At 45.6% G+C, this 24533-nt stretch carries 24 protein-coding genes; 19 read left to right on the top strand and 5 right to left on the bottom strand.

Features of this window, described 5'->3' with window-relative positions:
- Positions 1 to 7 precede the first annotated feature (7 nt).
- From QTN95_RS03745 to QTN95_RS03670, 16 genes are all read left to right on the top strand, one after another.
- Complete coding sequence (locus QTN95_RS03745) at positions 8 to 2209, top strand: chemotaxis protein CheA (protein WP_331416389.1); 2202 nt, start codon at positions 8 to 10, stop codon at positions 2207 to 2209.
- 24 nt (positions 2210 to 2233) lie between these two features.
- Complete coding sequence (locus QTN95_RS03740; RefSeq protein WP_331416388.1) at positions 2234 to 3352, top strand: protein-glutamate methylesterase/protein-glutamine glutaminase; 1119 nt, start codon at positions 2234 to 2236, stop codon at positions 3350 to 3352.
- A 9-nt stretch (positions 3353 to 3361) separates the two neighbouring features.
- A complete protein-coding gene (locus QTN95_RS03735) occupies positions 3362 to 4138 on the top strand; it encodes a ParA family protein (protein ID WP_138973790.1) in 777 nt (258 codons plus the stop codon).
- Positions 4131 to 5138, top strand: a complete 1008-nt coding sequence (locus tag QTN95_RS03730; RefSeq protein ID WP_331416387.1) for a chemotaxis protein CheW — start codon at positions 4131 to 4133, stop codon at positions 5136 to 5138. Before QTN95_RS03735 ends, QTN95_RS03730 begins: the two co-directional genes overlap by 8 nt.
- 37 nt (positions 5139 to 5175) lie before the next feature.
- A complete protein-coding gene (locus tag QTN95_RS03725) occupies positions 5176 to 5670 on the top strand; it encodes a chemotaxis protein CheW (RefSeq protein WP_004413313.1) in 495 nt (164 codons plus the stop codon).
- The gene (locus QTN95_RS03720; protein WP_331416386.1) at positions 5670 to 6164 is read left to right on the top strand and encodes a DUF2802 domain-containing protein; all 495 of its coding nucleotides are present in this window, start codon (positions 5670 to 5672) and stop codon (positions 6162 to 6164) included. Before QTN95_RS03725 ends, QTN95_RS03720 begins: the two co-directional genes overlap by 1 nt.
- A gap of 193 nt (positions 6165 to 6357) precedes the next feature.
- Complete coding sequence (gene ccmA, locus QTN95_RS03715) at positions 6358 to 6978, top strand: cytochrome c biogenesis heme-transporting ATPase CcmA (RefSeq protein ID WP_331416385.1); 621 nt, start codon at positions 6358 to 6360, stop codon at positions 6976 to 6978.
- Between the two features lie 2 nt (positions 6979 to 6980).
- A complete protein-coding gene (gene ccmB, locus QTN95_RS03710; RefSeq protein ID WP_331416384.1) occupies positions 6981 to 7649 on the top strand; it encodes a heme exporter protein CcmB in 669 nt (222 codons plus the stop codon).
- A gap of 102 nt (positions 7650 to 7751) precedes the next feature.
- A complete protein-coding gene (locus QTN95_RS03705; RefSeq protein WP_331416383.1) occupies positions 7752 to 8504 on the top strand; it encodes a heme ABC transporter permease in 753 nt (250 codons plus the stop codon).
- A gap of 2 nt (positions 8505 to 8506) precedes the next feature.
- On the top strand, positions 8507 to 8713 hold the full coding sequence (gene ccmD / locus QTN95_RS03700) for a heme exporter protein CcmD (protein ID WP_331416382.1): 207 nt from the start codon (positions 8507 to 8509) through the stop codon (positions 8711 to 8713).
- Positions 8710 to 9195 carry a cytochrome c maturation protein CcmE gene (ccmE, locus tag QTN95_RS03695; RefSeq protein ID WP_269377811.1) on the top strand — a complete coding sequence of 162 codons (486 nt, stop codon included), beginning with the start codon at positions 8710 to 8712 and terminating at the stop codon, positions 9193 to 9195. Before ccmD ends, ccmE begins: the two co-directional genes overlap by 4 nt.
- Complete coding sequence (locus QTN95_RS03690) at positions 9192 to 11150, top strand: heme lyase CcmF/NrfE family subunit (RefSeq protein ID WP_331416381.1); 1959 nt, start codon at positions 9192 to 9194, stop codon at positions 11148 to 11150. Before ccmE ends, QTN95_RS03690 begins: the two co-directional genes overlap by 4 nt.
- Positions 11150 to 11704, top strand: coding sequence for a DsbE family thiol:disulfide interchange protein (locus tag QTN95_RS03685; protein ID WP_331416380.1), 555 nt, complete (start codon positions 11150 to 11152; stop codon positions 11702 to 11704). The genes QTN95_RS03690 and QTN95_RS03685 overlap by 1 nt, the downstream gene beginning before the upstream one ends.
- Entirely contained in the window at positions 11701 to 12183 is a 483-nt protein-coding gene (locus tag QTN95_RS03680) for a cytochrome c-type biogenesis protein (protein ID WP_331416379.1), read from the top strand. The genes QTN95_RS03685 and QTN95_RS03680 overlap by 4 nt, the downstream gene beginning before the upstream one ends.
- The gene (gene ccmI, locus QTN95_RS03675) at positions 12183 to 13400 is read left to right on the top strand and encodes a c-type cytochrome biogenesis protein CcmI (protein WP_331416378.1); all 1218 of its coding nucleotides are present in this window, start codon (positions 12183 to 12185) and stop codon (positions 13398 to 13400) included. The genes QTN95_RS03680 and ccmI overlap by 1 nt, the downstream gene beginning before the upstream one ends.
- A gap of 66 nt (positions 13401 to 13466) precedes the next feature.
- Positions 13467 to 14228: an MlaA family lipoprotein gene (locus QTN95_RS03670; RefSeq protein ID WP_331416377.1), complete on the top strand. Its 762-nt coding sequence runs from the start codon at positions 13467 to 13469 to the stop codon at positions 14226 to 14228.
- Positions 14229 to 14299: 71 nt separating this feature from the next.
- Here QTN95_RS03670 and QTN95_RS03665 read toward each other — a convergent pair whose 3' ends face one another.
- The 4 genes from QTN95_RS03665 to QTN95_RS03650 all read right to left on the bottom strand — a co-directional run bounded on the left by QTN95_RS03665 (position 14300) and on the right by QTN95_RS03650 (position 18794).
- On the bottom strand, positions 14300 to 15607 hold the full coding sequence (locus QTN95_RS03665) for an outer membrane protein transport protein (RefSeq protein WP_331416376.1): 1308 nt from the start codon (positions 15605 to 15607) through the stop codon (positions 14300 to 14302).
- Positions 15608 to 15924: 317 nt separating this feature from the next.
- Positions 15925 to 17232, bottom strand: a complete 1308-nt coding sequence (locus QTN95_RS03660) for an outer membrane protein transport protein (RefSeq protein WP_331416375.1) — start codon at positions 17230 to 17232, stop codon at positions 15925 to 15927.
- Between the two features lie 265 nt (positions 17233 to 17497).
- Positions 17498 to 18226, bottom strand: a complete 729-nt coding sequence (locus QTN95_RS03655) for a DUF3379 domain-containing protein (RefSeq protein ID WP_331416374.1) — start codon at positions 18224 to 18226, stop codon at positions 17498 to 17500.
- The gene (locus tag QTN95_RS03650) at positions 18219 to 18794 is read right to left on the bottom strand and encodes a sigma-70 family RNA polymerase sigma factor (RefSeq protein ID WP_269377902.1); all 576 of its coding nucleotides are present in this window, start codon (positions 18792 to 18794) and stop codon (positions 18219 to 18221) included. The genes QTN95_RS03655 and QTN95_RS03650 overlap by 8 nt, the downstream gene beginning before the upstream one ends.
- 599 nt (positions 18795 to 19393) lie before the next feature.
- On the opposite strand from QTN95_RS03650, the gene fadI reads away from it, so the two are divergent.
- From fadI to QTN95_RS03635, 3 genes are all read left to right on the top strand, one after another.
- Positions 19394 to 20701, top strand: a complete 1308-nt coding sequence (gene fadI / locus QTN95_RS03645; protein ID WP_331416373.1) for an acetyl-CoA C-acyltransferase FadI — start codon at positions 19394 to 19396, stop codon at positions 20699 to 20701.
- On the top strand, positions 20701 to 22821 hold the full coding sequence (gene fadJ / locus QTN95_RS03640; RefSeq protein WP_331416372.1) for a fatty acid oxidation complex subunit alpha FadJ: 2121 nt from the start codon (positions 20701 to 20703) through the stop codon (positions 22819 to 22821). The genes fadI and fadJ overlap by 1 nt, the downstream gene beginning before the upstream one ends.
- Positions 22822 to 22922: 101 nt before the next feature.
- Positions 22923 to 23471, top strand: coding sequence for an NAD(P)H nitroreductase (locus QTN95_RS03635; RefSeq protein ID WP_138970999.1), 549 nt, complete (start codon positions 22923 to 22925; stop codon positions 23469 to 23471).
- Positions 23472 to 23513: 42 nt separating this feature from the next.
- On the opposite strand, the gene QTN95_RS03630 is transcribed toward QTN95_RS03635, so the two are convergent.
- Positions 23514 to 24389 (bottom strand): LysR family transcriptional regulator, encoded by an 876-nt coding sequence (locus tag QTN95_RS03630; protein WP_331416371.1) that lies wholly within the window; start codon positions 24387 to 24389, stop codon positions 23514 to 23516.
- Positions 24390 to 24533: the final 144 nt, after the last annotated feature.

Genomic DNA, 24533 nt, shown 5'->3' with positions numbered 1-24533 from the left:
GTAACATATGAGCTACGATTTAGACGAAGACATTCTTCAGGACTTTTTAGTCGAAGCGGGAGAAATTCTAGAACTACTCTCAGAGCAGTTGGTTGAACTAGAAAATAATCCTGAAGATAAAGATCTATTAAATGCCATTTTCCGTGGTTTCCATACTGTTAAAGGTGGTGCCGGGTTCCTGTCGTTGACTGAACTCGTTGATACTTGTCACGGTGCAGAAAACGTGTTCGATATCCTGCGTAATGGCCAGCGTCACGTTGATGCTAGCCTTATGGATACAATGCTTAAAGCGCTGGATACGGTCAATGAACAGTTCCGAGCTGTACAAGATAGAGAACCGTTGCCACGTGCAGAACAAGATCTGTTGGATGAATTGCATCGCTTAAGCAAGCCTGCATCCGCTGATGAAGCAGTCTCCGCTCCCCCTGTTATTGAAGAAACCGTTCGAGCCGAGCCTGTTATCCCTGAGCCCGTCATTGAAACATCGGCACCTAAAGCTGACGTCTCTGCGGGATCTATTGATGAAATTACTCAAGACGAATTCGAAAGACTGTTAGATGAGCTTCACGGTGCAGGAAGTGCTCCAGGCACATCTGCCAGCAAACCAGCCGCACCAGCGACACCACCTCCTGCGGTGAGTGCAGATATGAGTGGTGATATCACCGATGATGAATTTGAGAAACTGCTCGATGAATTACACGGTGTAGGTAAAGCGCCAGGAGAGAGTGATGCTCCGACCCCACCGCCTGCGCCTGTACCAGCAGCCCCATCTATGGCTGGCGATAGCGATCTAATGACCGATGAAGAGTTTGAGAGACTTCTTGACGATCTTCATGGTTCAGGCAAAGGCCCGTCAGTTGAAGAGCTGGATGCGGCGACTAAGCCTGCTGCCGTTAACCCTGCACCGGCTGCCCCAGTTAAACCAGCTGCGGCGCCACAACCAGCGGTAGCGACTGCGCCAAAAGAACAACCTAAACCGCCAGCGAAGAAAGAAGCCGCAGTTCCGGCGACTCAAGCTAAAAAGCCTCAGGTAGAAGCGACCGTTCGTGTTGATACCTCGACACTAGACATCATCATGAACATGGTGGGTGAATTGGTATTGGTACGTAACCGACTGCTCAGCTTAGGTTTGAATAGCAACGACGAAGAGATGTCTAAAGCGGTAGCAAACCTAGACGTAGTGACTGCTGACCTACAGGGCGCAGTCATGAAAACGCGTATGCAGCCAATCAAAAAAGTATTTGGCCGTTTTCCACGCGTTGTCCGCGACTTAGCACGTAGCTTGAACAAAGACATCACGTTAGAGATGCGTGGAGAAGAGACGGATCTTGATAAAAACCTTGTTGAAGCGCTAGCGGATCCATTGATTCACTTGGTGCGAAACTCAGTTGACCACGGCATTGAAATGCCAGAAGCGCGCGTTGCTTCAGGAAAACCAAGAACAGGTAAAGTGATCCTATCTGCATCTCAAGAAGGTGACCATATTGAACTGGCTATCGTTGACGATGGTAGTGGTATGGACCCTGATAAACTTCGTGGCATCGCCGTTAAACGCGGAATGATGGACGAAGACGCAGCGTCACGATTGACGGATAAAGAGTGTTTCAACCTCATCTTTATGCCTGGTTTCTCGAGTAAGGAGAAAATCTCCGATATCTCGGGTCGTGGTGTAGGTATGGACGTAGTAAAAACGGCGATCAATACCCTCAATGGCTCTATCGATATTGACTCAGAAATGGGCAAAGGCACCAAGATCACTATCAAGGTACCGTTAACACTGGCGATTCTACCAACTCTAATGGTAGGCGTTGCGGGTCACCCGTTTGCCCTACCGTTAGCGAGTGTGAATGAAATTTTCCATTTAGACCTGAGCCGTACAAACGTCGTTGATGGTCAGTTGACAATCATCGTTCGTGAGAAATCTATTCCACTGTTCTATCTACAAAATTGGCTGGCACCTCGAGCGGATAAAGTTGAACTGCGTAAAGGCCATGGTCATGTGGTTATTGTGCAAATTGGTAGCCAGCGTGTTGGTTTTGTCGTCGACACCTTAATAGGTCAAGAAGAAGTCGTGATTAAACCTCTAGATAATCTTCTACAAGGAACGCCGGGTATGGCGGGTGCGACAATCACTAGTGACGGTCACATTGCACTTATTCTAGATGTACCAGATTTGCTTAAGCAGTATGCTGCTGCTTCGCGAATCTAAATCGCGAGATATAGAAGGACAAATATGGCGATCAAAGTATTAGTAGTTGATGATTCGAGTTTCTTCCGTCGTCGCGTGAGTGAGATAATTAACGCTGAGGCAAGGTTGGAGGTCATCGATGTTGCCACTAACGGTAAGGAAGCGGTTGAAAAAGCGTTAACTATCAAGCCAGATGTCATAACGATGGATATAGAGATGCCGGTCATGGACGGCATCACCGCCGTTCGAGAGATTATGGCTAAGTGTCCTGTACCTATCTTAATGTTTTCATCGCTGACTCATGACGGTGCGAAGGCAACGTTAGATGCGCTTGAAGCGGGAGCGTTAGATTTTTTACCTAAAAAGTTTGAAGACATTGCGCGTAACCGTGACGAAGCCGTCGCCTTGTTACAACAGCGCGTCATTCAGATTGCTTCTAAACGCGCTTCAATGCGACGTGCGGTTGTTAGACCAGCGGTGACGAAGCCGACAGCTCCGGTTCCGGCAGCAGGACGTACACCACTTCGTCCAGCTCCGACGGCAGCGGCAAGACCTTCGGTTGCAACGCGATTTAAAGCGAGCGGTAAGAAGTATCAATTGACGGCGATAGGCACCTCCACGGGTGGCCCTGTCGCGCTGCAAAAAATATTGACACAATTACCTGGCAATTATCCTCATCCCATTGTTCTCATTCAGCATATGCCAGCGACATTTACTACCGCTTTTGCTAGCCGATTGAACTCGCTATGTAAGATTCAAGTGAAAGAAGCGGAAGATGGCGATGTATTAAAACCGGGTGTCGCTTATTTGGCGCCAGGTGGTAAGCAGATGATGATTGAAGGTCGTCCTGGATCCGCCAAGTTACGTGTCATTGATGGTGGTGAGCGCATGAACTACAAACCATGTGTGGACGTCACCTTTGGTAGCGCAGCTAAGATTTACTCTAACCAAGTTCTGTCAATGGTGTTGACTGGGATGGGTGCGGATGGTCGAGAAGGTGCACGAATGCTGAAAAGTGCAGGCGCTACCATCTGGGCTCAAGATGAAGAAAGCTGTGTTGTTTATGGCATGCCACAAGCCGTTGCAAAAGCGGGGATCTCTACCGAAGATTTACCGCTGGATCGAATTGCTGAGCGTATGTTAGTCGAAGTCGGTCTAGCATAGAGGTCATTCATGATTGTATGGAGCATAGCAAACCAAAAAGGCGGAGTTGGTAAAACGACAACCACCATTACGCTGGCTGGTTTGCTAAGTAAACAAGGCAAGCGAGTTCTCTTAGTTGATACAGACCCTCATGGGTCTTTGACCACTTACCTTGGTTACGATTCAGACACCGTTGCCTCAAGCTTGTTTGATCTGTTTCAGCTAAAAGAGTATACCGAGCAAAGTGTGATGCCGTTAGTGATGAGATCAGATATTGAAGGTATCGATTTGATCCCTGCGCACATGTCTTTGGCGACATTGGATCGTGTGATGGGCAACAGAAGTGGTATGGGATTGATTCTCAAACGCGCGTTGTTGGCAATCAGAGGGCACTATGACTATGTGCTAATAGATTGCCCACCGATTCTTGGCGTTATGATGGTCAATGCGCTTGCGGCAAGTGATCGTATTTTGATCCCGGTGCAAACTGAATTCCTAGCGATGAAAGGGCTAGAGCGCATGGTACGTACGCTGGCGATTATGCAAAAGTCACGCAATAAGTCATTCAAGGTCACCATAGTTCCGACCATGTATGACAAACGTACCCGCGCCTCACTTCAGACGCTACAGCAGTTGAAAAAAGATTACCCAAGTCAGGTTTGGTCATCGGCAGTACCGATAGACACTAAGTTCAGAGATGCCAGTTTAAAACACTTACCGGTGTCGCACTTTGCTTCAGGTAGCCGTGGCGTGTTTGCTTACAAGCAGTTGCTCATTCATCTAGAGAGGTTGGCCATCGATGACTAACCACTCATCGCTCTCAAGCGAACAAGCGCTAGATGATTACTTCTCTGCTCTCCTTGAAGAGAGTATGGAAGGCGACGAGCAACAAATTGATACGCAGGAATCAATACTATCCGTTGTCCCTGAACCTGATTTAGAGCCAATAGAGTTAGAACCGTTAGTTCAGTCTGTGGAAGAAAAGAGTTACTACCGTCTTCCAATAGAGGAAATTGAAGTACCAAAGTTAGATGATGTCGAGCGTCTGCTTAAACAGCTTGAATCGACCAACCCTGTCGCTGAGTTAGAACTTGAAGAAGTGATGGAGCAAAATACGCTCAACATCGCTCAAGTACAAACCAAACCACAGATCGAAGAAGTTCAAGAATGGGACATCGAAGAGGTTGCGGTTGAAACTGTTGCCGAGCCCGACATTGTTGTTGAGCAAGAGTTTGACGCTCCTCAAGTAGAAATTGAACAGCCACAAGTGGATGTTGAAACCGTCGCTGAAGTTGAACCTCAACTTGAAACACAGTCTGGCAATCGTGGATTAGGCACTTGGCATTCGACTCAGCGGGAAAGCGATTTTCAGGTTCTGTATTTTGACGTGAATAATGTCACTTTTGCCGTTCCACTTGATGAACTTGGCGGTATCCACCGCATTGCTGAACTGAACCATCTTATCGGTCGCCCAGACTGGTATTTAGGCCTTCAGACCAGTCGTGAAGCTCAGCTTGATGTTGTGGATACAGCAAAATGGGTGATGGCTGAAAAGCTGAAAGACGATAGTCACAAAGAAAAGTATCAGTACATAGTCATGCTCGGTGAGAGCATGTGGGGCTTGGCATCCACTGAGTTGATGGGTACCGAGTCATTGAACCCTGAGATGGTACGCTGGCGAGAAACCGCGGGTAAACGCCCATGGCTTGCTGGAATGGTTAAAGAAAAAATGTGTGCTTTGGTCCATGTTGAAGCATTGATAGCTATGCTTAATGCAGGGCTTGATGTCAAAGCACTAGATAGTTAGAACATTTATGCCGATTTAGGCTTAGAGAGGATAAGGTATGTCTCAAACTAATGAAGTAGAAGTAAGAAAAGAGCAGTCTAACGACGAAGTGCTTCAGTGGGTGACGTTCCAACTAGAAGAAGAAACCTACGGCATCAATGTAATGCAAGTACGTGAAGTACTGCGTTACACTGAAATCGCGCCAGTACCAGGTGCACCTGATTACGTGTTAGGTATTATTAATCTACGTGGTAACGTTGTAACAGTTATTGATACCCGCTCACGCTTTGGTTTGATGGAAGGCGAGATCACGGATAATACACGTATTATCGTTATCGAATCTGAGCATCAAGTCATCGGTATTCTGGTTGATAGCGTGGCTGAAGTTGTTTACTTGCGTTCATCTGAAATTGACACTACGCCAAGCGTTGGTACAGATGAAAGTGCTAAATTCATCCAAGGTGTCAGCAACCGTGATGGCAAGCTGCTTATCCTAGTAGACCTTAACAAGCTACTGACCGATGAAGAATGGGATGAGATGGCTCACCTATAATGGATACGAGTTGGATGACCAGTGCTCCGGTGATTGCCGGAGCGATAGCCTTAATATTGTTGTTTTTAGGCTTAGCGTTATTACGACTAAAGCGTGGACAAACGCGCTCGTCTGAGCATCTTCGTCAACAAAACCGCCATTTAGATAAAGAGCTGCAAAAAACCAATAAACAGTTGTTGGAAGTAAGATCCGTTGTGGTAGGACTTGGGCAACGTGTCAGTGAGCAGCAGGATATCATTCAGCATTTAAACGAGCGTATTACCGAACTAGAGCAAGCGGACAATGATGGTCGCCTGTATTCTCGGGCGAGTAAGATGGTTCAACTCGGTGCTGACGTCAACGAGTTGATTGAAGAGTGTGAACTGCCGAAAGCCGAAGCGGAACTTATGATGTCGCTACAAAATAAAATCGCTGGCAAGGAAAAGGTACCACCGCTAGAAAGCAGTCCCGAAAGACGAAAAACAGCGGAACGAAAGCGCAGTAGCAGACGATAACAAAAAACGAAAAAGTGCCTAAGGGCACTTTTTTTATGTGTGTTTGTAACCATTTAGTGGTATTTACTAAGAGTTATGCTTAATTATTAACAGATTCTTACTTAGTTTCGTGATTCGTATAGGTCTAATTCTGTTTTGAGATGAAAAGGGTGTGGTAAGATACACCTTCGTAGTTTATCTAGTGATCCCACAAATGTTAGAAGTATCTCAATTGACAGCGATAAGAGACGAAAGAGTTCTCTTTGAATCTTTGTCTTTTACGATTAATTCCGGAGAGTTAGTTCAAGTTGAAGGAAGAAATGGTACAGGCAAAACCACGCTGCTTCGTATTATTACCGGACTTGGTGACCGCGATAACGGCAGCATAAGCTGGAATGGTGAAGAGATTGAATCGAGTCGGGATCTATTTCACCAGGATTTACTCTTTCTCGGTCACCAGACTGGGGTGAAACGCGAGCTTACTGCTTACGAAAATCTACGTTTTTATCTAAGCATTCATTCACGTCAACCTTATGACAAAAACACAATTTATAACGCGTTAACAAAAGTGGGTCTGGCTGGGCGTGAAGATGTTCCTGTCGGTCAGCTTTCTGCCGGACAACAACGACGCGTAGCGCTAGCAAGATTGTGGTTAAGCGATCATAAACTTTGGATTCTGGATGAACCACTCACTGCAATAGACAAGCAGGGCGTAAAGGTGCTTGAATCACTGTTTTTGCAGCATGCGGATAGTGGCGGCATTGTTATGCTTACCACGCACCAAGACATGTTCGCAGACAACCCAAAACTTAGAAAAATTAAATTGGGTGATTAACCATGTTTGGCACTATTAATAGCATTATCAGACGTGAGCTTCTTATCGCTTTTCGCCGACAAGCCGATATTTTTAACCCGCTGTGGTTTTTTATTATCGTGATTACTCTATTTCCTCTCAGTATTGGTCCTGAGCCAAATTTATTAGCCCGAATAGCCGCAGGTATTGTTTGGGTTGCAGCCTTACTTTCTGCTCTTCTTTCACTCGAGCGATTATTCCGTGATGATTTCCAAGACGGTGCATTGGAACAAATGATGCTAATGCCTGTCCCATTGCCTATCGTAGTGATATCTAAAGTGGTTGCCCATTGGCTATTGACAGGGTTGCCTCTGATATTGATTAGCCCGTTGTTGTCTGTTCTCTTGTCGTTGGATTTCAACACTTGGTCAGCGGTTGTTTTAACCTTGTTGGTCGGTACGCCAACATTGAGCTTTATCGGCGCGATTGGTGTAGCGTTAACGGTGGGTTTACAAAAAGGAGGGGTTTTGTTGAGCTTATTGGTTCTTCCTCTCTATATTCCGATCCTTATTTTTGCGACATCAGCGATAGATGCCGCTTCATTGGGAATGGCGTACAACGGTCAATTAGCAATATTAGGTGCGATGTTTATGGGAGCAATGACACTAACCCCGTTTGCAATCAGTGCCGCACTTCGAGTAAGTGTAAATTAGATGATTTCGATCAAGCACGAGTTTTCCCCTTTATATAAATTATAAAACTAATAATTGTTTAACAAATAGTTAGACAAACCTGAAGTAAGAGTGAGATCAACAATGTGGAAATGGCTCCATCCTTATGCCAAGCCTGAGTCAGCTTATCAGTTATGCGGTAAGCTCTTGCCATGGTTCTCTGTACTAGCACTACTATGTTTATCTGTCGGTACTGTATGGGGGCTTGCCTACGCACCTTCTGATTACCAGCAAGGTGATAGCTTCCGAATTATTTATATTCACGTACCAGCCGCGATTTGGTCTATGGGTGTCTACATGTCGATGGCGATAGCCGCATTCATCGGCATTGTGTGGCAAGTACGTTTATCGGATATGGCAGCATCGGCCATGGCACCAATCGGTGCAGTGTATACCTTCATTGCTCTGATTACTGGCGCAATTTGGGGTAAGCCGATGTGGGGTACTTGGTGGGTATGGGATGCACGCCTTACCGCTGAACTGATCCTGCTATTTTTGTACCTAGGTGTGATTGCTCTTTACCATGCATTCGATGACCAGAAAACAGCGGCTAAGGCTGCGGGCATTCTTGCCATTGTTGGTGTCGTCAATCTGCCTATCATTCACTTCTCAGTAGAATGGTGGAACACGCTTCACCAAGGCGCAACGATTACAAAATTTGAAAAGCCATCGATTTCTAACGATATGCTTTGGCCACTATTACTGAACATTATCGGTTTTGCCTTCTTCTTTGGTTCACTGGCTATGATCCGCTTACGTAACGAGATCATAAGCAAAGAGACCCATCGTCCTTGGGTGGTGAAGCTGGCGGCGGATAAACCTCAGAGAGGGAGTTAAAAATGCATTTTGAATCTTTGAGTGACTTCTTTGCTATGGGTGGCTATGCAGGATATGTGTGGACAGCGTTTGGTGTGACGTTTGGTGCCATGCTGATTTTACTGGTTGTCAGCCTGCGTCGTGGCCGTTCGCTACTTAATGAAGTTCAAGCAAAAGTGGATAGACAAGCTCGTATAGAAGCAGCTAAAAATTTGGAGAACACACTATGAACCCAAGACGTAAAAAGAGACTCGGCATTGTTGTCGCGATCTTTGTTGGTATCAGTGCAACCATAGGTTTGATGCTGTACGCACTTAATCAGAATATGGATCTTTTCTATACACCGACTGAACTTGTTAATGGTAAACCCGACGGCACCAAACCTGAAGTCGGCCAGCGTCTCCGTATTGGTGGCATGGTTGTCGTAGGGTCAGTGAAACGTGATGCAGAATCTCTGCGCGTTTCATTCGATTTGCATGATGTAGGCCCTAAGGTAACGATTCTGTACGACGGTATCCTGCCAGATCTCTTCCGTGAAGGGCAGGGCATTGTTGCACAAGGTGTACTGAAAGATGCGACGACTATCGAAGCATTTGAAGTTCTCGCTAAGCACGACGAAGAGTACATGCCACCTGAAATTGCGGAAGCAATGAAGAAAACGCATGAGCCACTTCAATACACTGAACAACAAAAACAAGGAAGCGATCAATGATTGCTGAAATTGGACATTTTGCCCTAATTGTCTCGTTGGCATTAGCTGTCTTGCTAAGTATTTTGCCATTGGCTGGGGCATCACGTAACAACATTCTATTGATGAACAGCGCCAGACCTCTGTCTTGGGGCATGTTCTTACTTCTCTCCGTTTCATTTGGTGTATTGCTGTGGGCATTTTATACCAATGACTTTACGCTTAACTATGTAGCCAGCAACTCCAACAGCCAGCTACCATGGTACTACCGTCTGACGGCAGCATGGGGTGCTCATGAAGGCTCGCTTCTACTTTGGGTATTAATTCAAGCTGGTTGGACAGTCGCAGTGGCTTCGTTCAGTCGCGGGATGCCTCAAGAATCAGTGGCGCGCGTTTTAGCGGTGATGGGAATGATTACTGTGGGTTTCCTACTGTTTATTATTCTGACATCTAACCCGTTCTTACGTACATTGCCATTCTTCCCTGTGGATGGCCGTGACTTGAATCCACTTCTTCAAGACCCTGGCTTAATCATTCACCCACCAATGCTATACATGGGTTATGTAGGCTTCTCGGTTGCCTTCTCATTTGCAATTGCATCGCTAATGACAGGTCGTCTTGACACGGCTTGGGCGCGTTGGTCTCGTCCTTGGACTACAGCCGCATGGCTATTTTTGACGCTAGGCATCGCACTAGGTTCTTGGTGGGCGTACTACGAACTTGGCTGGGGCGGCTGGTGGTTCTGGGATCCAGTAGAAAATGCTTCATTTATGCCATGGTTAGCGGGTACGGCGTTAATGCACTCACTGGCTGTGACAGAGAAACGCGGTACCTTTAAAGCGTGGACTGTACTGCTTGCAATCTCAGCGTTTTCATTGAGTCTGCTTGGCACCTTCTTAGTTCGTTCGGGCATCTTGGTTTCGGTACATGCGTTTGCATCCGATCCCGCTCGCGGTATGTTTATTCTAGGCTTCTTAGTCTTTGTGATTGGCGGTTCGCTGCTACTGTTCGCAGTGAAAGGGGCATCAGTGCGTGTCCGTGGTAACTTTGAACTTGTATCTCGCGAGAATGCTCTGCTTGCGAATAATGTGCTGCTTATTGCGGCGCTAGTTGTCGTACTTGTTGGTACGTTACTGCCACTCGTTCACAAACAGCTTGGATTAGGTTCAGTATCGATCGGTGCGCCATTCTTTGACATGTTGTTTGCTTGGTTAATGATTCCATTTGCGTTCCTGTTAGGTATCGGTCCTCTGATCCGCTGGAAGCGTGACAACTTGTCTGGGCTAGTTAAACCGATGCTCGTGTCGGGTGTGGTATCACTGGTCTTTGCTGCTGTGTTTGTTGTTCTTCTATCAGAACGTTTCCAGTTTATGGCTTACCTAGGTTGGGTCATGTCTTTGTGGATCCTGTGTCTACACGGTTACGAACTTCACCAACGCGCGACACATCGTCATTCGTTTGTCGAAGGGGTGAAGAAACTGCAACGCAGCCACTGGGCGATGATGCTTGGTCACCTTGGTTTAGCCGTTACTGTGATTGGTATTGCGATGGTGCAAAACTACAGTATCGAGCGTGACGTAAGGCTTGCACCAGGCGAACACTTTGAAATCCAAGGTTATGACTTCTACTTCCAAGGTCTACGCGACAAAGATGGTCCTAACTACGATGGTTACATTGCTGACTTTGAAATTACTCGCGACGGCAAGTACATCAACACCTTACATGCTGAGAAACGATTCTATACCACCGCACGCTCTATGATGACTGAAGCGGCGATCGATCGTGGAATCACGCGAGATCTTTACATAGCGATGGGTGAACGCTTAGACGATAACAAGTCTTGGGCGGTACGTATTTACTACAAACCGTTTGTTCGCTGGATTTGGGCTGGTTCGTTATTGATGGCTCTTGGTGGAGCAATTGCGATCAGTGATAAACGTTACCGCTTTAGAAAGAGTGCGAAGAAGCAGGAGGCATAATGAATAAGAAGTTTCTGTTTATTCCCCTAGTGGCGTTCTTGGGCTTGGTGGCAGTCTTTGCCATCCAGCTAGTAAAAAACCAACATGGTGATGACCCAACTAAATTGGAATCTGTTTTAGTTGGCAAAGAGGTGCCTAAGTTCAAGTTAGAAGACCTAGCTGAGCCGGGTAAACTTTATGATCAGGCAATCTTTAAAGGTGAGCCGCTACTACTTAACGTATGGGCGACTTGGTGCCCTACTTGTTATGCAGAGCACCAATACCTGAATGAACTGGCGTCTCAAGGCGTCAAGATTATTGGTATGAACTATAAAGATGATCGAGAAAAAGCGGTCGGCTGGCTGAATGATTTAGGCAATCCGTATTTGATCAGCTTGTTCGATGGCAACGGTATGCTTGGGTTAGATCTTGGTGTTTACGGTGCTCCTGAAACATTCCTAATTGATGCAAATGGCATTATTCGCTACCGCCATGTTGGCGATGTGAATACGCGTAACTGGAATGAGAAGCTTAAGCCAATGTATGAAGCAATGTTGGCGGAGGCGAAGCAATGAAAAAGTGGATACTCGCTATCACGACCAGTTTGCTGTTTGCGCTGACTGCCCATGCTGCAATTGAAGTGTATGAGTTTGATACATTGGAACAAGAGCAGCAATTTAAAGAGCTTGGAGGCACGCTTCGTTGTCCTAAATGCCAAAACAATACCATCGCGGATTCGAATGCCGAATTGGCTGTCGATTTACGTCAAAAAGTCTATGAAATGACCAAAGAAGGTAAATCAAAGCAAGACATCGTCGATTATATGATTGCTCGCTATGGTAATTTCGTCACTTACAACCCGCCGTTTACAATCGCGACTTCAATCTTGTGGTTAGGTCCAATTGCCGTGGTAATGTTTGGTTTTGGTTTCATTCTTATTAGAAGCCGCAAAACCAAGACCAACACAAAAGCCGACAGCCAGCAGTGGGATGCCGATAAAGAAGCACGCCTAAAGGCTCTGCTTAATGAAAAGAATGATGGAGACAAGCAGTAATGACACTATTTTGGATAGCTTCAGTCATTCTTATTGCAATCAGTATTGTCATGATTGCTATGCCTTTCATTAAAAGAAAGAACAACAACGATGCTGAATTGCGTGATGAACTCAACAAAGCGTTTTATAAAGATCGTCTTGAAGAGCTGGAAGAAGAAACCGATGAAGGTTTGGTCGACAACCAGCAAGACTTGATTGAAGATCTTAAGCAATCATTGTTGGACGATATTCCAGCAGATAACGTCAAACAGCAGGAGAGTAACACCTCTGCGCTGGCCGTTATTGTGCCTTCAGCCTTATTGGTTATCGGTCTCTCTTATGGCCTTTACTTTAAGTTCGGTGCTTCGCAAGACGTTATGCAGTGGCAGCAAGTTAGTGCTAACTTACCCGCCTTGTCTAAGAAACTGATGTCTCCTGAAGGCACAGCGTTAAGTGATGACGAGATGGCTGATTTGACGTTAGCATTGCGTACCCGCCTACATTACCAACCAGATGATTCTACTGGCTGGCTGCTGTTGGGACGTATCGCATTGGCGAACCGAGATATCGATACGGCGATTGGTGCGATGAAAAAAGCGTACAACCTCGAAGCTCAGAATACCGACATCATGCTCGGTTACGCGCAAGCGTTGATGCTTTCACAGGATGATGTCGATCAGGATAAAGCACGCAATATACTCGGTAAGCTTGTTCAGCAAGATTACGTCGATTTGCGCGTCTTCTCCTTACTGGCGTTTGACTCATTCGAGCGTAAAGATTTTGCTGCTGCGGTTCGTTATTGGAGCATTATGCAACAGATGATTGGTCCTGAAGACAGCCGTTATGAAATGCTAAGCAGAAGTATCGAAAATGCACAAAAGCAGATGGGTCAACAAGCTGGTACTGGCAAGTCTGTTGCGGTAAGCATTTCGCTTGGTGCTGGTGTGAACGCTGATCCGAACTCATCATTGATTGTGTCTGTGCATTCTGCCGATGGTTCACCAATGCCGGTCGCCGCTGCTCGTTACCCATTAGGCACTTTCCCAAGAACGGTAGTGTTGGACGATGGTAACAGTATGCTCCAAGACAGAAAGCTCTCTTCCCTTGATTCTTTAATGGTTCGCGTGCGCATCGATAGTGATGGAAACGTTGCAACGAAAGAAGGGGACTGGTTTGGTGAGAGCGAAGCCGTTAAAATGGGTGAACCAGTTGAAGTTATGATTAATAATCAGTATTAATGGCTGTAGGTTATTCATTGCAGTAGGCCGGTGTTTTCACCGGCCTTTTTTATGGAAATTATAATAATGAAGAGTATCAACTCGCGGTTAGGGATTTTACTATGCGCAGTGTTAGCTTTGTCAGGATGTGCCAGCACGCCTCCCGATGATGAGCAAGGCTTAAGCCAGCAACAAGCCTATGATCCTATTGAAGGTTTCAACCGTTCAATGTGGACCATTAACTATGATTATCTAGACCCATATTTCGTACGACCTGTCTCTTTGGCCTACGTAAATTACGTGCCAACTCCGATTCGCAGTGGCATCCGTAACTTTTTAGGCAACCTCGATGAACCCTCTAGCATGATTAACAATCTGTTGATGGGTAATGGCAGCAAAGCGCTTGACCACTTTAACCGCTTTTGGATTAACACCACGTTTGGCTTAGCGGGTTTAATCGATATCGCATCAGAGGCGGGCATCACTGACTATAATGAAAAAGCGTTCAGTGACGCAGTGGGTCATTACGGGGTAGGGAATGGCCCTTACGTTATGGTTCCGGGTTACGGCCCATGGACTGTCCGTGAAGCGACAGATGTTGTCGACGGTATGTATGTACCTTTGTCCTTTCTTAATATCTGGGCAGGGCTAGGTAAATGGGCATTAGAAGGAATGGAGACTCGTGCAGTGCTCGTTAACCAAGAAGTGCTGCTTGACAACTCGCCTGACCCGTATGCATTGACTCGTGATGCTTATATCCAGCGTCAGAACTTCAAAGCTGAAGTCGTAACAGATGACTACGATGAGGATCAAGAAGCGTTTTTGGATGAGTATCTCGAAGAGTTCTAAAGCGCTGGATATTGTTGATAAAAAAGGGCTTGGTCATCGACCAAGCCCTTTTTACTAAATATTTCTAATGGTTAGAACGTGTAGTTCGCTTGTACACCGATTAGCCAGATGCTGCCGCTCACTTCACCAACAAACTCTCCCGCGACCATCTGCGCAGCGTTGTCTGACTCATAACCACGTGACTCTTTAATAGGAGCGTCTTTAGCAAGAATGTAAGTTAGACCACCATCTAGAGTGAACTGCTTTGTTACTTCGTAACTAGCACCAAGGCTTAACCACGTACGATCTGTCTCTGGGATTGTGATTGTACGGTTTTGATCACTTACCGCTGATGTATCGTATGCTGCACCCGCGCGCAGTGCTAACTTAGAGCTCATCATGTAGGTTGCGCCTAGTGCGAAACGGTAGTTGTCTTCCCAGTTTTCTTCCTTCACCATCTTGGTACCGTAAGTATTAAGCTCAGCTTCAAGCTTCTCGAAGCTGCTCCAATCAGTCCAATTGATACTTGCGTGGATGGCAAGTTTATCATTTAGTTGATGGTAACTTGCCAGTTCAGCTGTTGCAGGCAGTTCTAGGTTCATAGAACCGTTGTCTCGCGCGGTAGCTAAAGCAGGAGTAAAGCCTAAACCTGTCGCGTAACCTTCAAGGTTTAGTTTAACGGCTGATTTATATGCGAAGCCTATACGGTGATTATCATTAATTTGCCATGCGGTGCCTGCTTGCCAGCCGAATGCAGTGTCGTCACCTTCCATGTACTTGAGAGTCGTCCCTTGAGGTACAGAAAGTACGTTGTATTCAGGTGCTTTCGCGCCAAAACTACCTTCACCCATGACATAGCGAAGACCACCACCAAAGCTCCATTGCTCATTGAGTTTGTATGCAACATTTAGGTTGGCTTCCATAGTCATAACACTCGCTTCGTTACCAAAGTGAGAGCCAGCAAAACCATCACCTAGGTTAGTTTCCATGCCATAGTTGGTGCCTAGTGCAAAGCCTACTGCAATTTCATCAGAGTAACGGTGTGAAATGTATAGATTAGGAATGACTGCATCGTGTGCAAAGTCAGATGACGAAGCATTTGAAGTTGGTAGCAAAGGGCTAGCAGACTTAGAACCATCAACACTGCCGTTAACATCAATGTTTGGATTTACATAGATCGCACCAGTAGAAACCTGAGTACCTTCTAGATACGTCAGCATGGCTGGGTTACGCCACTGTGCACTTGCGTTGTCAGCCATTGCTGCTTCACCAGCGTAAGCGCGACCAAGGCCTGTCGCTGAGTATTCTGCTAACTGGAAGCCTGCTGCGTTTACTGCCGCTGATGTTGATAATAGGCTACCCGCCACTGCGATAGATAGGAGAGTCTTATTCATTTTCATTGTAATGTTCGCTGAGTTGATTTGATATCAGTCGAGCGATCATAGGGTTAGAGTTATTACTTTAAAAATTAAAAACAATGTACAGATGGATTTTAGAGTTAAATGCTAACTATAATGCGTAGGCAGATTAAAATGCTGGATGTTAAGAGTGTGTTTCCAAAACTCAGCGAACACATGTGTTGTAGACAAACGTTTTTCGGATACAGGTGTAAGCTTAAATCGGCGTGGTTAATTGATAAAGTGTTACCAGAGTGGAACTTAACGCAATAAAAAGGGCCAGTAATTACTGACCCTTGATATTAGTGCGTTAGCTTAAATTAGAAGCTGCGGCTGTATTGTAGACCCATTAGGATCGCATCCGCGTGTGTAGTGCCTGATACAGAAGTAAATCCATAGCCAGTTGGGCTAGACGTGCTAGGTAAAACTAGAGATTCGTTTACTTGAGTATCTTTACCCATTAAGTAAGTGAAACCAAAGTCTACATTAGACGACGAGTCAATTTGGTAAGTGAAACCTGCCGAGAACCATTGACGATCTGAATCTGGTACAGAGATAGACGTTAGGCTATCTTGAGCGCTTGTGTCATACATATAACCTGTACGTAGAGTCCAGTCGTTGTTTAGGTAGTAAGTACCACCAATCGCGTAGCGCCAGCCATCTTGCCATTTGTAGTCTTTTTGGTAAGTAGAGCTAACGGCAGCAAGTTGAGATTTTGAAGCATTCAAGTCTTCAAAATCGATCTTGTCCATTGAGCTCCAACCAATCCACTGAACGCTGTAGTGAACCGCAAATTTGGTGTCTTCAATTTTGTGGAAACCTGAGAACTCGACCATGTCTGGTAGAGGTAGCGTTACTTTTTGACCAGCGTCATCTTTTGCTGAAAACTCTGGACTGTAACGGTACGCTAAACCGAAGCGATTGTTCTCGTCAAGTTCATATACAGAACCTAGGTTGAAGCCTACAGCCCAGCCATCGGCTTTATCAACGTTTAGCAGGTATGCCGCACTGTTAGTGCCAGGAACTGCTCGTTTAAATGTGCCTTGACCATAAATTAGATCTAAACCAGCACCAAAGCTTAGTTGTTCGTTTACACGGTAAGAAGCAGCTAAACCAAGGTTAAAGCTCTTAACATCTGTTAAACCACCGTACTCAGATGCAACATAGTTGCTGTCAAACTCAGTTTTAGTCCCGAAGTTTGAGTATGCGTTTACACCCCATGCGAACTTTTCGTTCACCGGAACAATCAGGTGGATATTAGGTGCAATAGATGTATCACCAGCATCATCATAGTTAGCTGAGCTAGAAGATACAGGTGTTGATTGACCAGTAGCCGGATTGTAAACGTCACTTGCGTAAGTCGCATCATTTACTTCAATCATTGAAGTAATGCTTTCGAAACCTAGTGATAGTTCCATTTTATCAAATAGAGCCATTGCAGCTGGGTTACGAGCCATAACAGCAGCATTATCAGCAATTACTGCATCACCGGCGAATGCACGGCCGATACCTGTTGCTGATTGAGCGTTAAGTTGGAAGCCTGCAGCGAGAGCGTGTTGCGAAGCTAGAGTTGCGGTTGTGATAGTCACTGCTAAAAGTGATTTTTTAAACAGACGCGTCTTGTTCATTTTTGCCTTTCCTTTTTGGTTCGTCTCTAGTGGACGATATTATTTGAGCAAAAGCTCAGTAGTGGCTGATACTAGACCCAAGTATATGATATAGAAATCCGACCATTAGGCACTTTGGCAATAAAATTGTGTAAATGATGGCTATCTGGCAGGAAAGTACTGACAAATGCACCTTTTTAGAGTTTGTGCTCTACTTTTATGCTAAAAAAATGGCCTGAGCGCGTTGCTCAAGCCATGATGTAGGTCACAAATTGTTACCAGTTTGTTAATTTTGGGGTTTGATGATATTTGACAGACTTTCAGCGATCTTAGCCACGTTTTCACCCTCTTCACCGACAAGGATTAAACTGTTTTTTCCCATAGGCTCGACAATCCCAGCCATACCATCTTTTTCAAAGTTGATTGCTTTATCTGATGCGATGCCTGTTAAGAACATCGTGACTTTGCCTTTTTCACCTTGAAATACCATGTGTACCGCGTTTGATTTACCGAACCCACAGTGGTTAAGGTAATAAACGTGATAAGGGAAGGTGTCAGACAGTTGATGGTCAAAAGGCATCATCTTGGCGTTGATCTGTGAGGACTCGACGCGTTCATCCAACTTAGCGACAAACGGCTTTTCGTCGATCACGTGTTTAATCGCTGTATTAGCCAGACTAGCTTGCGCTGGTGTGATGATAAGATTACCCCAGTTTAGTTGTCCCACGAGCAGGCCCGCAACAAAGGCGACTGAAGCGGCCATTGCCATCGCTTTGCGAGCGAAATTCGGTCTAACAATCTTGTCTTCCAGTGCAGAGCTTTGGTTGAACAAGATTCTATCAGCCAAATCTTCAGGAACTTCAACCGCCATTGCTTTTGCAATGCGTTTATCAAGATCAAGAATCTCATCAGCAAATTGGCGGTTTTGATCGCTTGCTGAGATAGCCGCATTAATTGACTCATCTCGCTGTTTAGGGTCGGACATAATGCGTCGACGGAATTCGAGTTCATCCATTTTGCTGCCCTCTTTGTGTATTGTCTGAATCTAATAACTCTTTCAGTTGATTGCGTGCCCTAAAGAGGCGTGTCATAACGGTATTCTTATTAAGGCCAAGAATGTCACCGATTTCTTCGCCACTAAATCCACCAACAACTTGAAGAAACAGTGGCTCGCGGTACTCTTCTTCAAGCTTCATTATCTGTGCTTGAACCCATTGAGTTTGATGATGGGGATCATCAGAGGTCTTGGCATCATTACCATGATCTTCGATATCAACCAGATCAAATTGTTTACGTTCGAAGCGGCGCGCATTCTCTCGTCTCAAAATCGTAATGAGCCAAGACTTAGCGGCTTTTTCATCTTGTAAGCTATCGAGTGACTTCCAGGCTCTTAAGCAAGTCTCCTGAACCAAATCTTCAGAAATAGTGGGATCTTTACACAGCCAATATGCGTATCGATATAAGTCACGGTGATAGGCTCTTACAAGAGCTTCATATTTTCTTTGCTTGTCCATATCCGAGTTGACCGGATCTTTGGACTTTTTCTTTCCAAAAAATTGAATAATTGACACATGTGCCTCCATTGTTGCCATGTGATTTCTTATTTTTGTTTTATCCATGCCACAATCATGTCCAATGAGCGGTTACTGGCCACTGCGTTTTTACCGTAATTGCGCATGTTTGGTGTTATTCATCGCCGGATTAGACGTGACCTCACAACTATATTGGGAGATATATAAGTCCAACGACATAGAAATCGAACTAAAATTGATCTACTTCAAAATCTAGCTAACTCTAACGGTTATAGTAACACCTGTCATCTAGTCGGTGTTTACATCGACAAGTTGAGCAAGATGACACTTCCTTATGAAGGCTGACTTTACTTTCTCCTAATCAGGAAACTGATTATTTCAATTGGCGTAAGTTAATTGCTTTTTTATATATTCCAACCACACAGTTTTGTGTGGTTTTTTTTGCCTAAAACCTTAGTCAGAGATGGCTGTTAGCTTTGATTTCACTTGGCTCTGACTTATCGACCTACCTATGCTGTATTAATTGTCTCATCTAAACACGGTGAATGTGGAATCTGGCTTGAGTCACGTTTATTCAAACGAGCGTTTGATTGAATTAACAATCTCGTTACAATGAATCTGGTCAGACCTCTATCTATTAAGGAGCAACAATGGGCAAGCAGGAAGTGAAAACTCGCTCAGGAGAACGCGTGGCGATTGTCGCAGGATTGCGAACGCCTTTTGCACGTCAAAGTACAGAATTTAGCCTAGTTCCAGCGGTGGACCTAGGCAAAATGGTGGTGAGCGAAATGCTGGCCCGCACTGAAATCGATCCTAAGCTGATTGAGCAAGTGGTGTTTGGCCAAGTGGTGCAAATGCCAGAAGCGCCAAATATCGCTCGTGAAATTGTATTGGGTACCGGTATGCACATCCATACCGATGCTTACAGTGTCACTCGAGCATGTGCGACAAGCTTTCAGTCTGCGGTGAATGTTGCCGAAAGCATTATGGCTGGCACAATCGATGTAGGTATTGCTGGTGGTGCCGACTCTTCATCTGTCTTGCCAATTGGTGTGTCTAAGAAGCTAGCTACAAATCTACTCGCTCTGAGCAAAACCAAAACGCTTAGCCAGAAGCTCAATATCCTAAAAACTCTTTCTCTTAAAGACTTGATGCCAGTACCGCCTGCCGTTGCTGAATATTCGACGGGTTTGTCTATGGGCCAGACTGCCGAACAAATGGCAAAATCTCATGGTATTACACGTCAGGCACAGGATGAGCTTGCCCATCGCTCTCATACCTTAGCTGCGCAAGCTTGGAATGAAGGAAAAATTGCCGGTGAAGTGATGACCGCTTTCCCTGAACCTTATAAAAAGTGGATCGCGAAAGATAACAATATCCGTGAAGATTCTACGATTGAAGGCTACGCGAAGCTGCGTCCCGCTTTTGACCGCCAATACGGTAGTGTTACAGCGGCGAACAGTACCCCTCTAACGGACGGTGCTGCCGCCATCATGTTGATGCGTGAAGGCAAAGCGAAGGAGCTTGGCTTAGACATCATGGGTTATATTCGCTCATATGCTTTCTCTGCAATTGGAGTTGAAAGCGACATGCTGATGGGGCCATCTTATGCGACGCCAATGGCACTCGATAGAGCAGGAATTCAGCTTTCTGATCTCACCCTAATTGATATGCATGAAGCATTTGCAGCTCAAGCGCTATCCAATGTGAAGATGTTTGCCAGCGATAAATTTGCTCAACAAAAGCTAGGTCGATCTAAAGCAATCGGTGAGATTGATATGGATAAGTTCAACGTACTTGGCGGTTCAATTGCTTATGGTCACCCATTTGCTGCAACAGGCGCACGTATGATTACTCAAACTTTGAGAGAACTGCAACGTCGTGGTGGAGGTCTTGCTCTTAACACCGCTTGTGCTGCAGGTGGTTTGGGCGCGGCAATGGTATTGGAGGTAGAATAATGAGTGAACAAACCGCATTTAACTTATCAATTGATGAACAAAGCATTGCTTGGTTAGCTATCGACGTACCGGGCGAAAAAATGAATACACTTCAAGCGGCGTTTGCTGAAGAAATGGAGTCAATATTCACGCAGTTGGCTGAAAAACAGTCGTCACTGAAAGGTCTGATTGTTCACTCCCTCAAGCCAGACAACTTTATCGCGGGTGCCGATGTCCGCATGTTGGACGCGTGCACCAGTGCGGCAGAGGCGCAAGCGTTGGCTGAAAAAGGTCAGCAAATGTTTCAGCAGCTCGCTGATCTACCTTATCCGGTAGTGGCGGCGATTCATGGCCCGTGTTTGGGAGGGGGGTTGGAACTTGCGTTGGCGTGTGATTATCGCGTCTGTACCGATTCTGATAAAACGCGCCTTGGTCTACCCGAAGTACAACTTGGCTTGCTACCAGGTTCTGGTGGTACTCAGCGTTTACCTCGCCTGATTGGTTTGCTGCCTTCATTAGATTTGATCTTAACGGGTAAGCAGTTAAGAGCGAAAAAGGCGAAGAAGCTAGGTGTCGCTGATGCCGTTGTGCCGAAGACGGTTCTGTTAGACGTTGCAAAAAGCTTTGTTGAGAAACATACAGGCAAAAGCAAGACAAAACGTAAAGCGTCAACCAAAGAGAAGTTGATGGCAAATACGGGTCTTGGCCGTAAAGTGATCTTTGAGCAGGTAGCAAAGAAAACACGCGCGAAGACTCGTGGCAACTACCCAGCTGCTGACGCCATCCTAGAAGTTATTCGTTTTGGCCTAGAAAATGGCTTTGAGAAAGGTCAGAAGAAAGAAGCTGAGCGTTTTGGTGAACTGGTTATGACTCCAGAGTCAAAAGCACTGCGCTCAATATTCTTTGCCACAACAGAGATGAAAAAAGAGCACGGTAGTGACGCTGAACCGAAAAAACTACAACGTGCGGCGGTACTGGGTGGTGGCTTAATGGGGGCTGGTATTAGCCACGTAAGCGTAGCCAAAGCAAAAGTACCGGTACGTATTAAAGATGTGTCTAACGACGGTGTATTGAACGCACTAAAATACAACTACAACTTGTTTGAAAAGCAGAGAAAACGCAAGATTTTGTCGAAAGCTCAGCTTCAGGACAAGATGCTACAGTTGTCTGGTGGTACAGATTTCACCACATTCAACCATACTGACATTGTTATTGAAGCAGTATTCGAAGATTTGCAACTTAAGCAGCAGATGGTTGCTGATGTTGAAGAGAACGCGAAAGATAGCACCATTTTCGCCACTAATACTTCTTCATTGCCGATCCATCAAATTGCTCAGAAGGCGGCGCGACCTGAAAATGTTGTTGGTCTCCACTACTTTAGCCCAGTAGAGAAGATGCCTTTGGTAGAGGTTATCCCTCATCAAGGGACGTCGGATGAAACCATCTCTAGCGTAGTTGAGTTCGCTCGTAAGCAAGGTAAAACGCCGATCGTTGTTAAGGACTGCGCAGGGTTCTATGTAAACCGCATTCTCGCTCCTTACATGAACGAAGCTGCACAAGTTCTAATGGCTGGTGAGCCTATTGAACAGCTTGATACAGCACTGCTTAATTTCGGCTTCCCAGTTGGCCCAATTACACTTCTTGACGAAGTTGGTGTCGATATTGGCGCTAAAATCATGCCTATATTGGTCAAAGAGCTGGGTGAGCGCTTCCAAGGGCCTGATGTGTTTGACAAGCTACTGAATGATGGCCGTAAAGGACGTAAGAGTGGTAAAGGCTTCTACACCTATAAGGGTAAGAAGAAAGAAGTCGATAAATCGGTGTATAAATTGCTCGCACTCAAGCCAGAATCCAAACTGGCTGAAAGAGAGATGGCTCTACGCTGCGTGTTACCAATGCTCAATGAAGCGGTGCGCTGTCTTGATGAAGGCATCATCCGTAGTCCAAGAGATGGCGACATCGGCGCGATATTCGGCATTGGTTTCCCTCCATTCTTAGGTGGTCCATTCCGTTACATGGATCAAATCGGCATTAAGAAGCTGGTTGAAATCATGAACGAACACGCACAGAAATATGGCGATCGCTTTGCACCGTGTGATGGGCTGCTCACACGAGCGGGTCTTGACCAAGCATTCTACTGATTATCAAGAAATTTACGCTAGGCGAACCGAGAGGTTCGCCTTTTTTATTTGTGAGAGTTATTATCAAGAAGAAAAAACAAAAACGCTAAAAAGGATGTCAAATGGATGCTCTAGATTTACTGCTCAACCGTCGCTCAATTGCCAAGTTGTCAGAGCCCGCTCCAGAAGGTAAAGCACTAGAAAACATTATTCGCGCTGGTTTACGTGCCCCTGATCATGCAGGGTTGACACCATGGCGCTTTGTTATTGCCCAAGGTGAAGGGCTTGGAAAGCTGTCCGAAATTCTGCTCAAAGCGGCGCAAGCAGAGCAAAGCGATCAAGCGGTGATCGACAAAGTAAAGAACGCACCTTTTCGCGCACCTATGGTGATCACTGTTATTGCGAAAGTAACAGAGCATGACAAAGTCCCAGCTTTTGAACAGCATCTATCTGCGGGTTGTGCAGTACAGGCGATGCAAATGGCGGCAGTCGCGCAAGGTTTCCAAGGTTTCTGGCGCTCTGGCGAATGGATGTTCCACCAAGAGGTGCGTAATGCGTTTGCTCTTGAGGGTGAAGATCAAATAGTCGGATTCCTTTATCTAGGAACCGCAGGCTGTACACCAATGAAGGTGCCTGACAGAGATTTGAGTAAGTTTGTTGAATACCTTTAACCGATAAAGAGAGAGCTTGGTTTATGCCAAGCTCTTTTCTTTTTAATGGATGTTGTAAGCAATAACAAAATCGATAAACAGACGTACTTTCTCAGGGAGGTGATCTTTGTGGTTGTACAACATATAGATGTCACGAGGGTTCGCACTCCAATCTTGAAGCACACGAACCAAGCTCCCATCTTCAATATATTCACGCAGCATAACGTCTGGCATCAGAGTGATGCCTAAGCCTTCCGAACAAGCACTTCTGACCACGTTCAGCGTGTTCGCTTGAAAACGTCCTTTATCGTTATTGATGACGGTTTCGCCACTGTTGTTCGACAATTGCCATTTGAGCAGTGGTGACCCTTTTAGTAGCGAGTGCTGATGCAGTTCCTCCGCATGCTTCGGCGCAGGATGGGCTTTGAGATATTTGGGGCTCGCCACCAAAATATCCGCCACTGAGCTAATTTTACGCGCGATAAGGCTTGAGTCACGTTGAGGGCCGACTCGGAAAATAACGTCCCACTCGGTTGGGTCAAGTTGCTCTGAGTGATTGCTGGTGGTGAGCTCGATGTTAATGTCCGGGTACTGGCACATAAACGCGTTAAACATCGGCATCATCATTCGTTTGGTCAAGTTTGACGGTGCAGTGATGCGAATTCTACCCGCAGCACCGCGGCACTCATCGGTGATTTCTTCCGCAGCGAGTGTTAGACGGTTGAGTAGAGGTGAACACTCTGCATAAAAACGTGCGCCAGCTTCTGTCAACGAGAGTTTACGCGCGTGGCGGTTAAGCAAACGAAGGTTTAAAGATTCTTCTAATGCCTGAATACGTCGCGTAATTGTTGCAACAGGAATCATTGTTTTACGCGAAGTTGCTGTATAGCTCCCATTTTCGACTACTAGTCTAAACAGGTTTAGGTCATCTAATTTCATTGTGCCAGACACATATTTTTACGAATTCGATTAATTTATATCTATATCAAATGCTAAAGTTTGAGTCATATCAACAACTACAGCGAAATTTGATATCCCATACATATAGTATGCAACTCAGGTCAAAAGTGGAAGATTTGTATA

This window comes from Vibrio sp. M260112, assembly GCF_036533775.1.
GTDB lineage: Bacteria > Pseudomonadota > Gammaproteobacteria > Enterobacterales > Vibrionaceae > Vibrio.
This window is presented reverse-complemented; position numbering and strand designations above follow the sequence as displayed.

What these genes read in the sequence shown, in the direction of transcription:
- QTN95_RS03665 (WP_331416376.1), bottom strand. Translation starts at nt 15,607, where the DNA reads ATGAAAATGAATAAGACTCTCCTATCTATCGCAGTGGCGGGTAGCCTA.
- QTN95_RS03725 (WP_004413313.1), top strand. Translation starts at nt 5,176, where the DNA reads ATGTCTCAAACTAATGAAGTAGAAGTAAGAAAAGAGCAGTCTAACGAC.
- QTN95_RS03670 (WP_331416377.1), top strand. Translation starts at nt 13,467, where the DNA reads ATGAAGAGTATCAACTCGCGGTTAGGGATTTTACTATGCGCAGTGTTA.
- QTN95_RS03650 (WP_269377902.1), bottom strand. Translation starts at nt 18,794, where the DNA reads ATGGAGGCACATGTGTCAATTATTCAATTTTTTGGAAAGAAAAAGTCC.
- QTN95_RS03705 (WP_331416383.1), top strand. Translation starts at nt 7,752, where the DNA reads ATGTGGAAATGGCTCCATCCTTATGCCAAGCCTGAGTCAGCTTATCAG.
- QTN95_RS03735 (WP_138973790.1), top strand. Translation starts at nt 3,362, where the DNA reads ATGATTGTATGGAGCATAGCAAACCAAAAAGGCGGAGTTGGTAAAACG.
- QTN95_RS03745 (WP_331416389.1), top strand. Translation starts at nt 8, where the DNA reads ATGAGCTACGATTTAGACGAAGACATTCTTCAGGACTTTTTAGTCGAA.
- ccmA (WP_331416385.1), top strand. Translation starts at nt 6,358, where the DNA reads ATGTTAGAAGTATCTCAATTGACAGCGATAAGAGACGAAAGAGTTCTC.
- QTN95_RS03730 (WP_331416387.1), top strand. Translation starts at nt 4,131, where the DNA reads ATGACTAACCACTCATCGCTCTCAAGCGAACAAGCGCTAGATGATTAC.
- ccmI (WP_331416378.1), top strand. Translation starts at nt 12,183, where the DNA reads ATGACACTATTTTGGATAGCTTCAGTCATTCTTATTGCAATCAGTATT.
- QTN95_RS03660 (WP_331416375.1), bottom strand. Translation starts at nt 17,232, where the DNA reads ATGAACAAGACGCGTCTGTTTAAAAAATCACTTTTAGCAGTGACTATC.
- QTN95_RS03685 (WP_331416380.1), top strand. Translation starts at nt 11,150, where the DNA reads ATGAATAAGAAGTTTCTGTTTATTCCCCTAGTGGCGTTCTTGGGCTTG.
- ccmD (WP_331416382.1), top strand. Translation starts at nt 8,507, where the DNA reads ATGCATTTTGAATCTTTGAGTGACTTCTTTGCTATGGGTGGCTATGCA.
- ccmE (WP_269377811.1), top strand. Translation starts at nt 8,710, where the DNA reads ATGAACCCAAGACGTAAAAAGAGACTCGGCATTGTTGTCGCGATCTTT.
- QTN95_RS03635 (WP_138970999.1), top strand. Translation starts at nt 22,923, where the DNA reads ATGGATGCTCTAGATTTACTGCTCAACCGTCGCTCAATTGCCAAGTTG.
- ccmB (WP_331416384.1), top strand. Translation starts at nt 6,981, where the DNA reads ATGTTTGGCACTATTAATAGCATTATCAGACGTGAGCTTCTTATCGCT.
- QTN95_RS03655 (WP_331416374.1), bottom strand. Translation starts at nt 18,226, where the DNA reads ATGGATGAACTCGAATTCCGTCGACGCATTATGTCCGACCCTAAACAG.
- QTN95_RS03720 (WP_331416386.1), top strand. Translation starts at nt 5,670, where the DNA reads ATGGATACGAGTTGGATGACCAGTGCTCCGGTGATTGCCGGAGCGATA.
- fadI (WP_331416373.1), top strand. Translation starts at nt 19,394, where the DNA reads ATGGGCAAGCAGGAAGTGAAAACTCGCTCAGGAGAACGCGTGGCGATT.
- QTN95_RS03680 (WP_331416379.1), top strand. Translation starts at nt 11,701, where the DNA reads ATGAAAAAGTGGATACTCGCTATCACGACCAGTTTGCTGTTTGCGCTG.
- QTN95_RS03740 (WP_331416388.1), top strand. Translation starts at nt 2,234, where the DNA reads ATGGCGATCAAAGTATTAGTAGTTGATGATTCGAGTTTCTTCCGTCGT.
- QTN95_RS03630 (WP_331416371.1), bottom strand. Translation starts at nt 24,389, where the DNA reads ATGAAATTAGATGACCTAAACCTGTTTAGACTAGTAGTCGAAAATGGG.
- fadJ (WP_331416372.1), top strand. Translation starts at nt 20,701, where the DNA reads ATGAGTGAACAAACCGCATTTAACTTATCAATTGATGAACAAAGCATT.
- QTN95_RS03690 (WP_331416381.1), top strand. Translation starts at nt 9,192, where the DNA reads ATGATTGCTGAAATTGGACATTTTGCCCTAATTGTCTCGTTGGCATTA.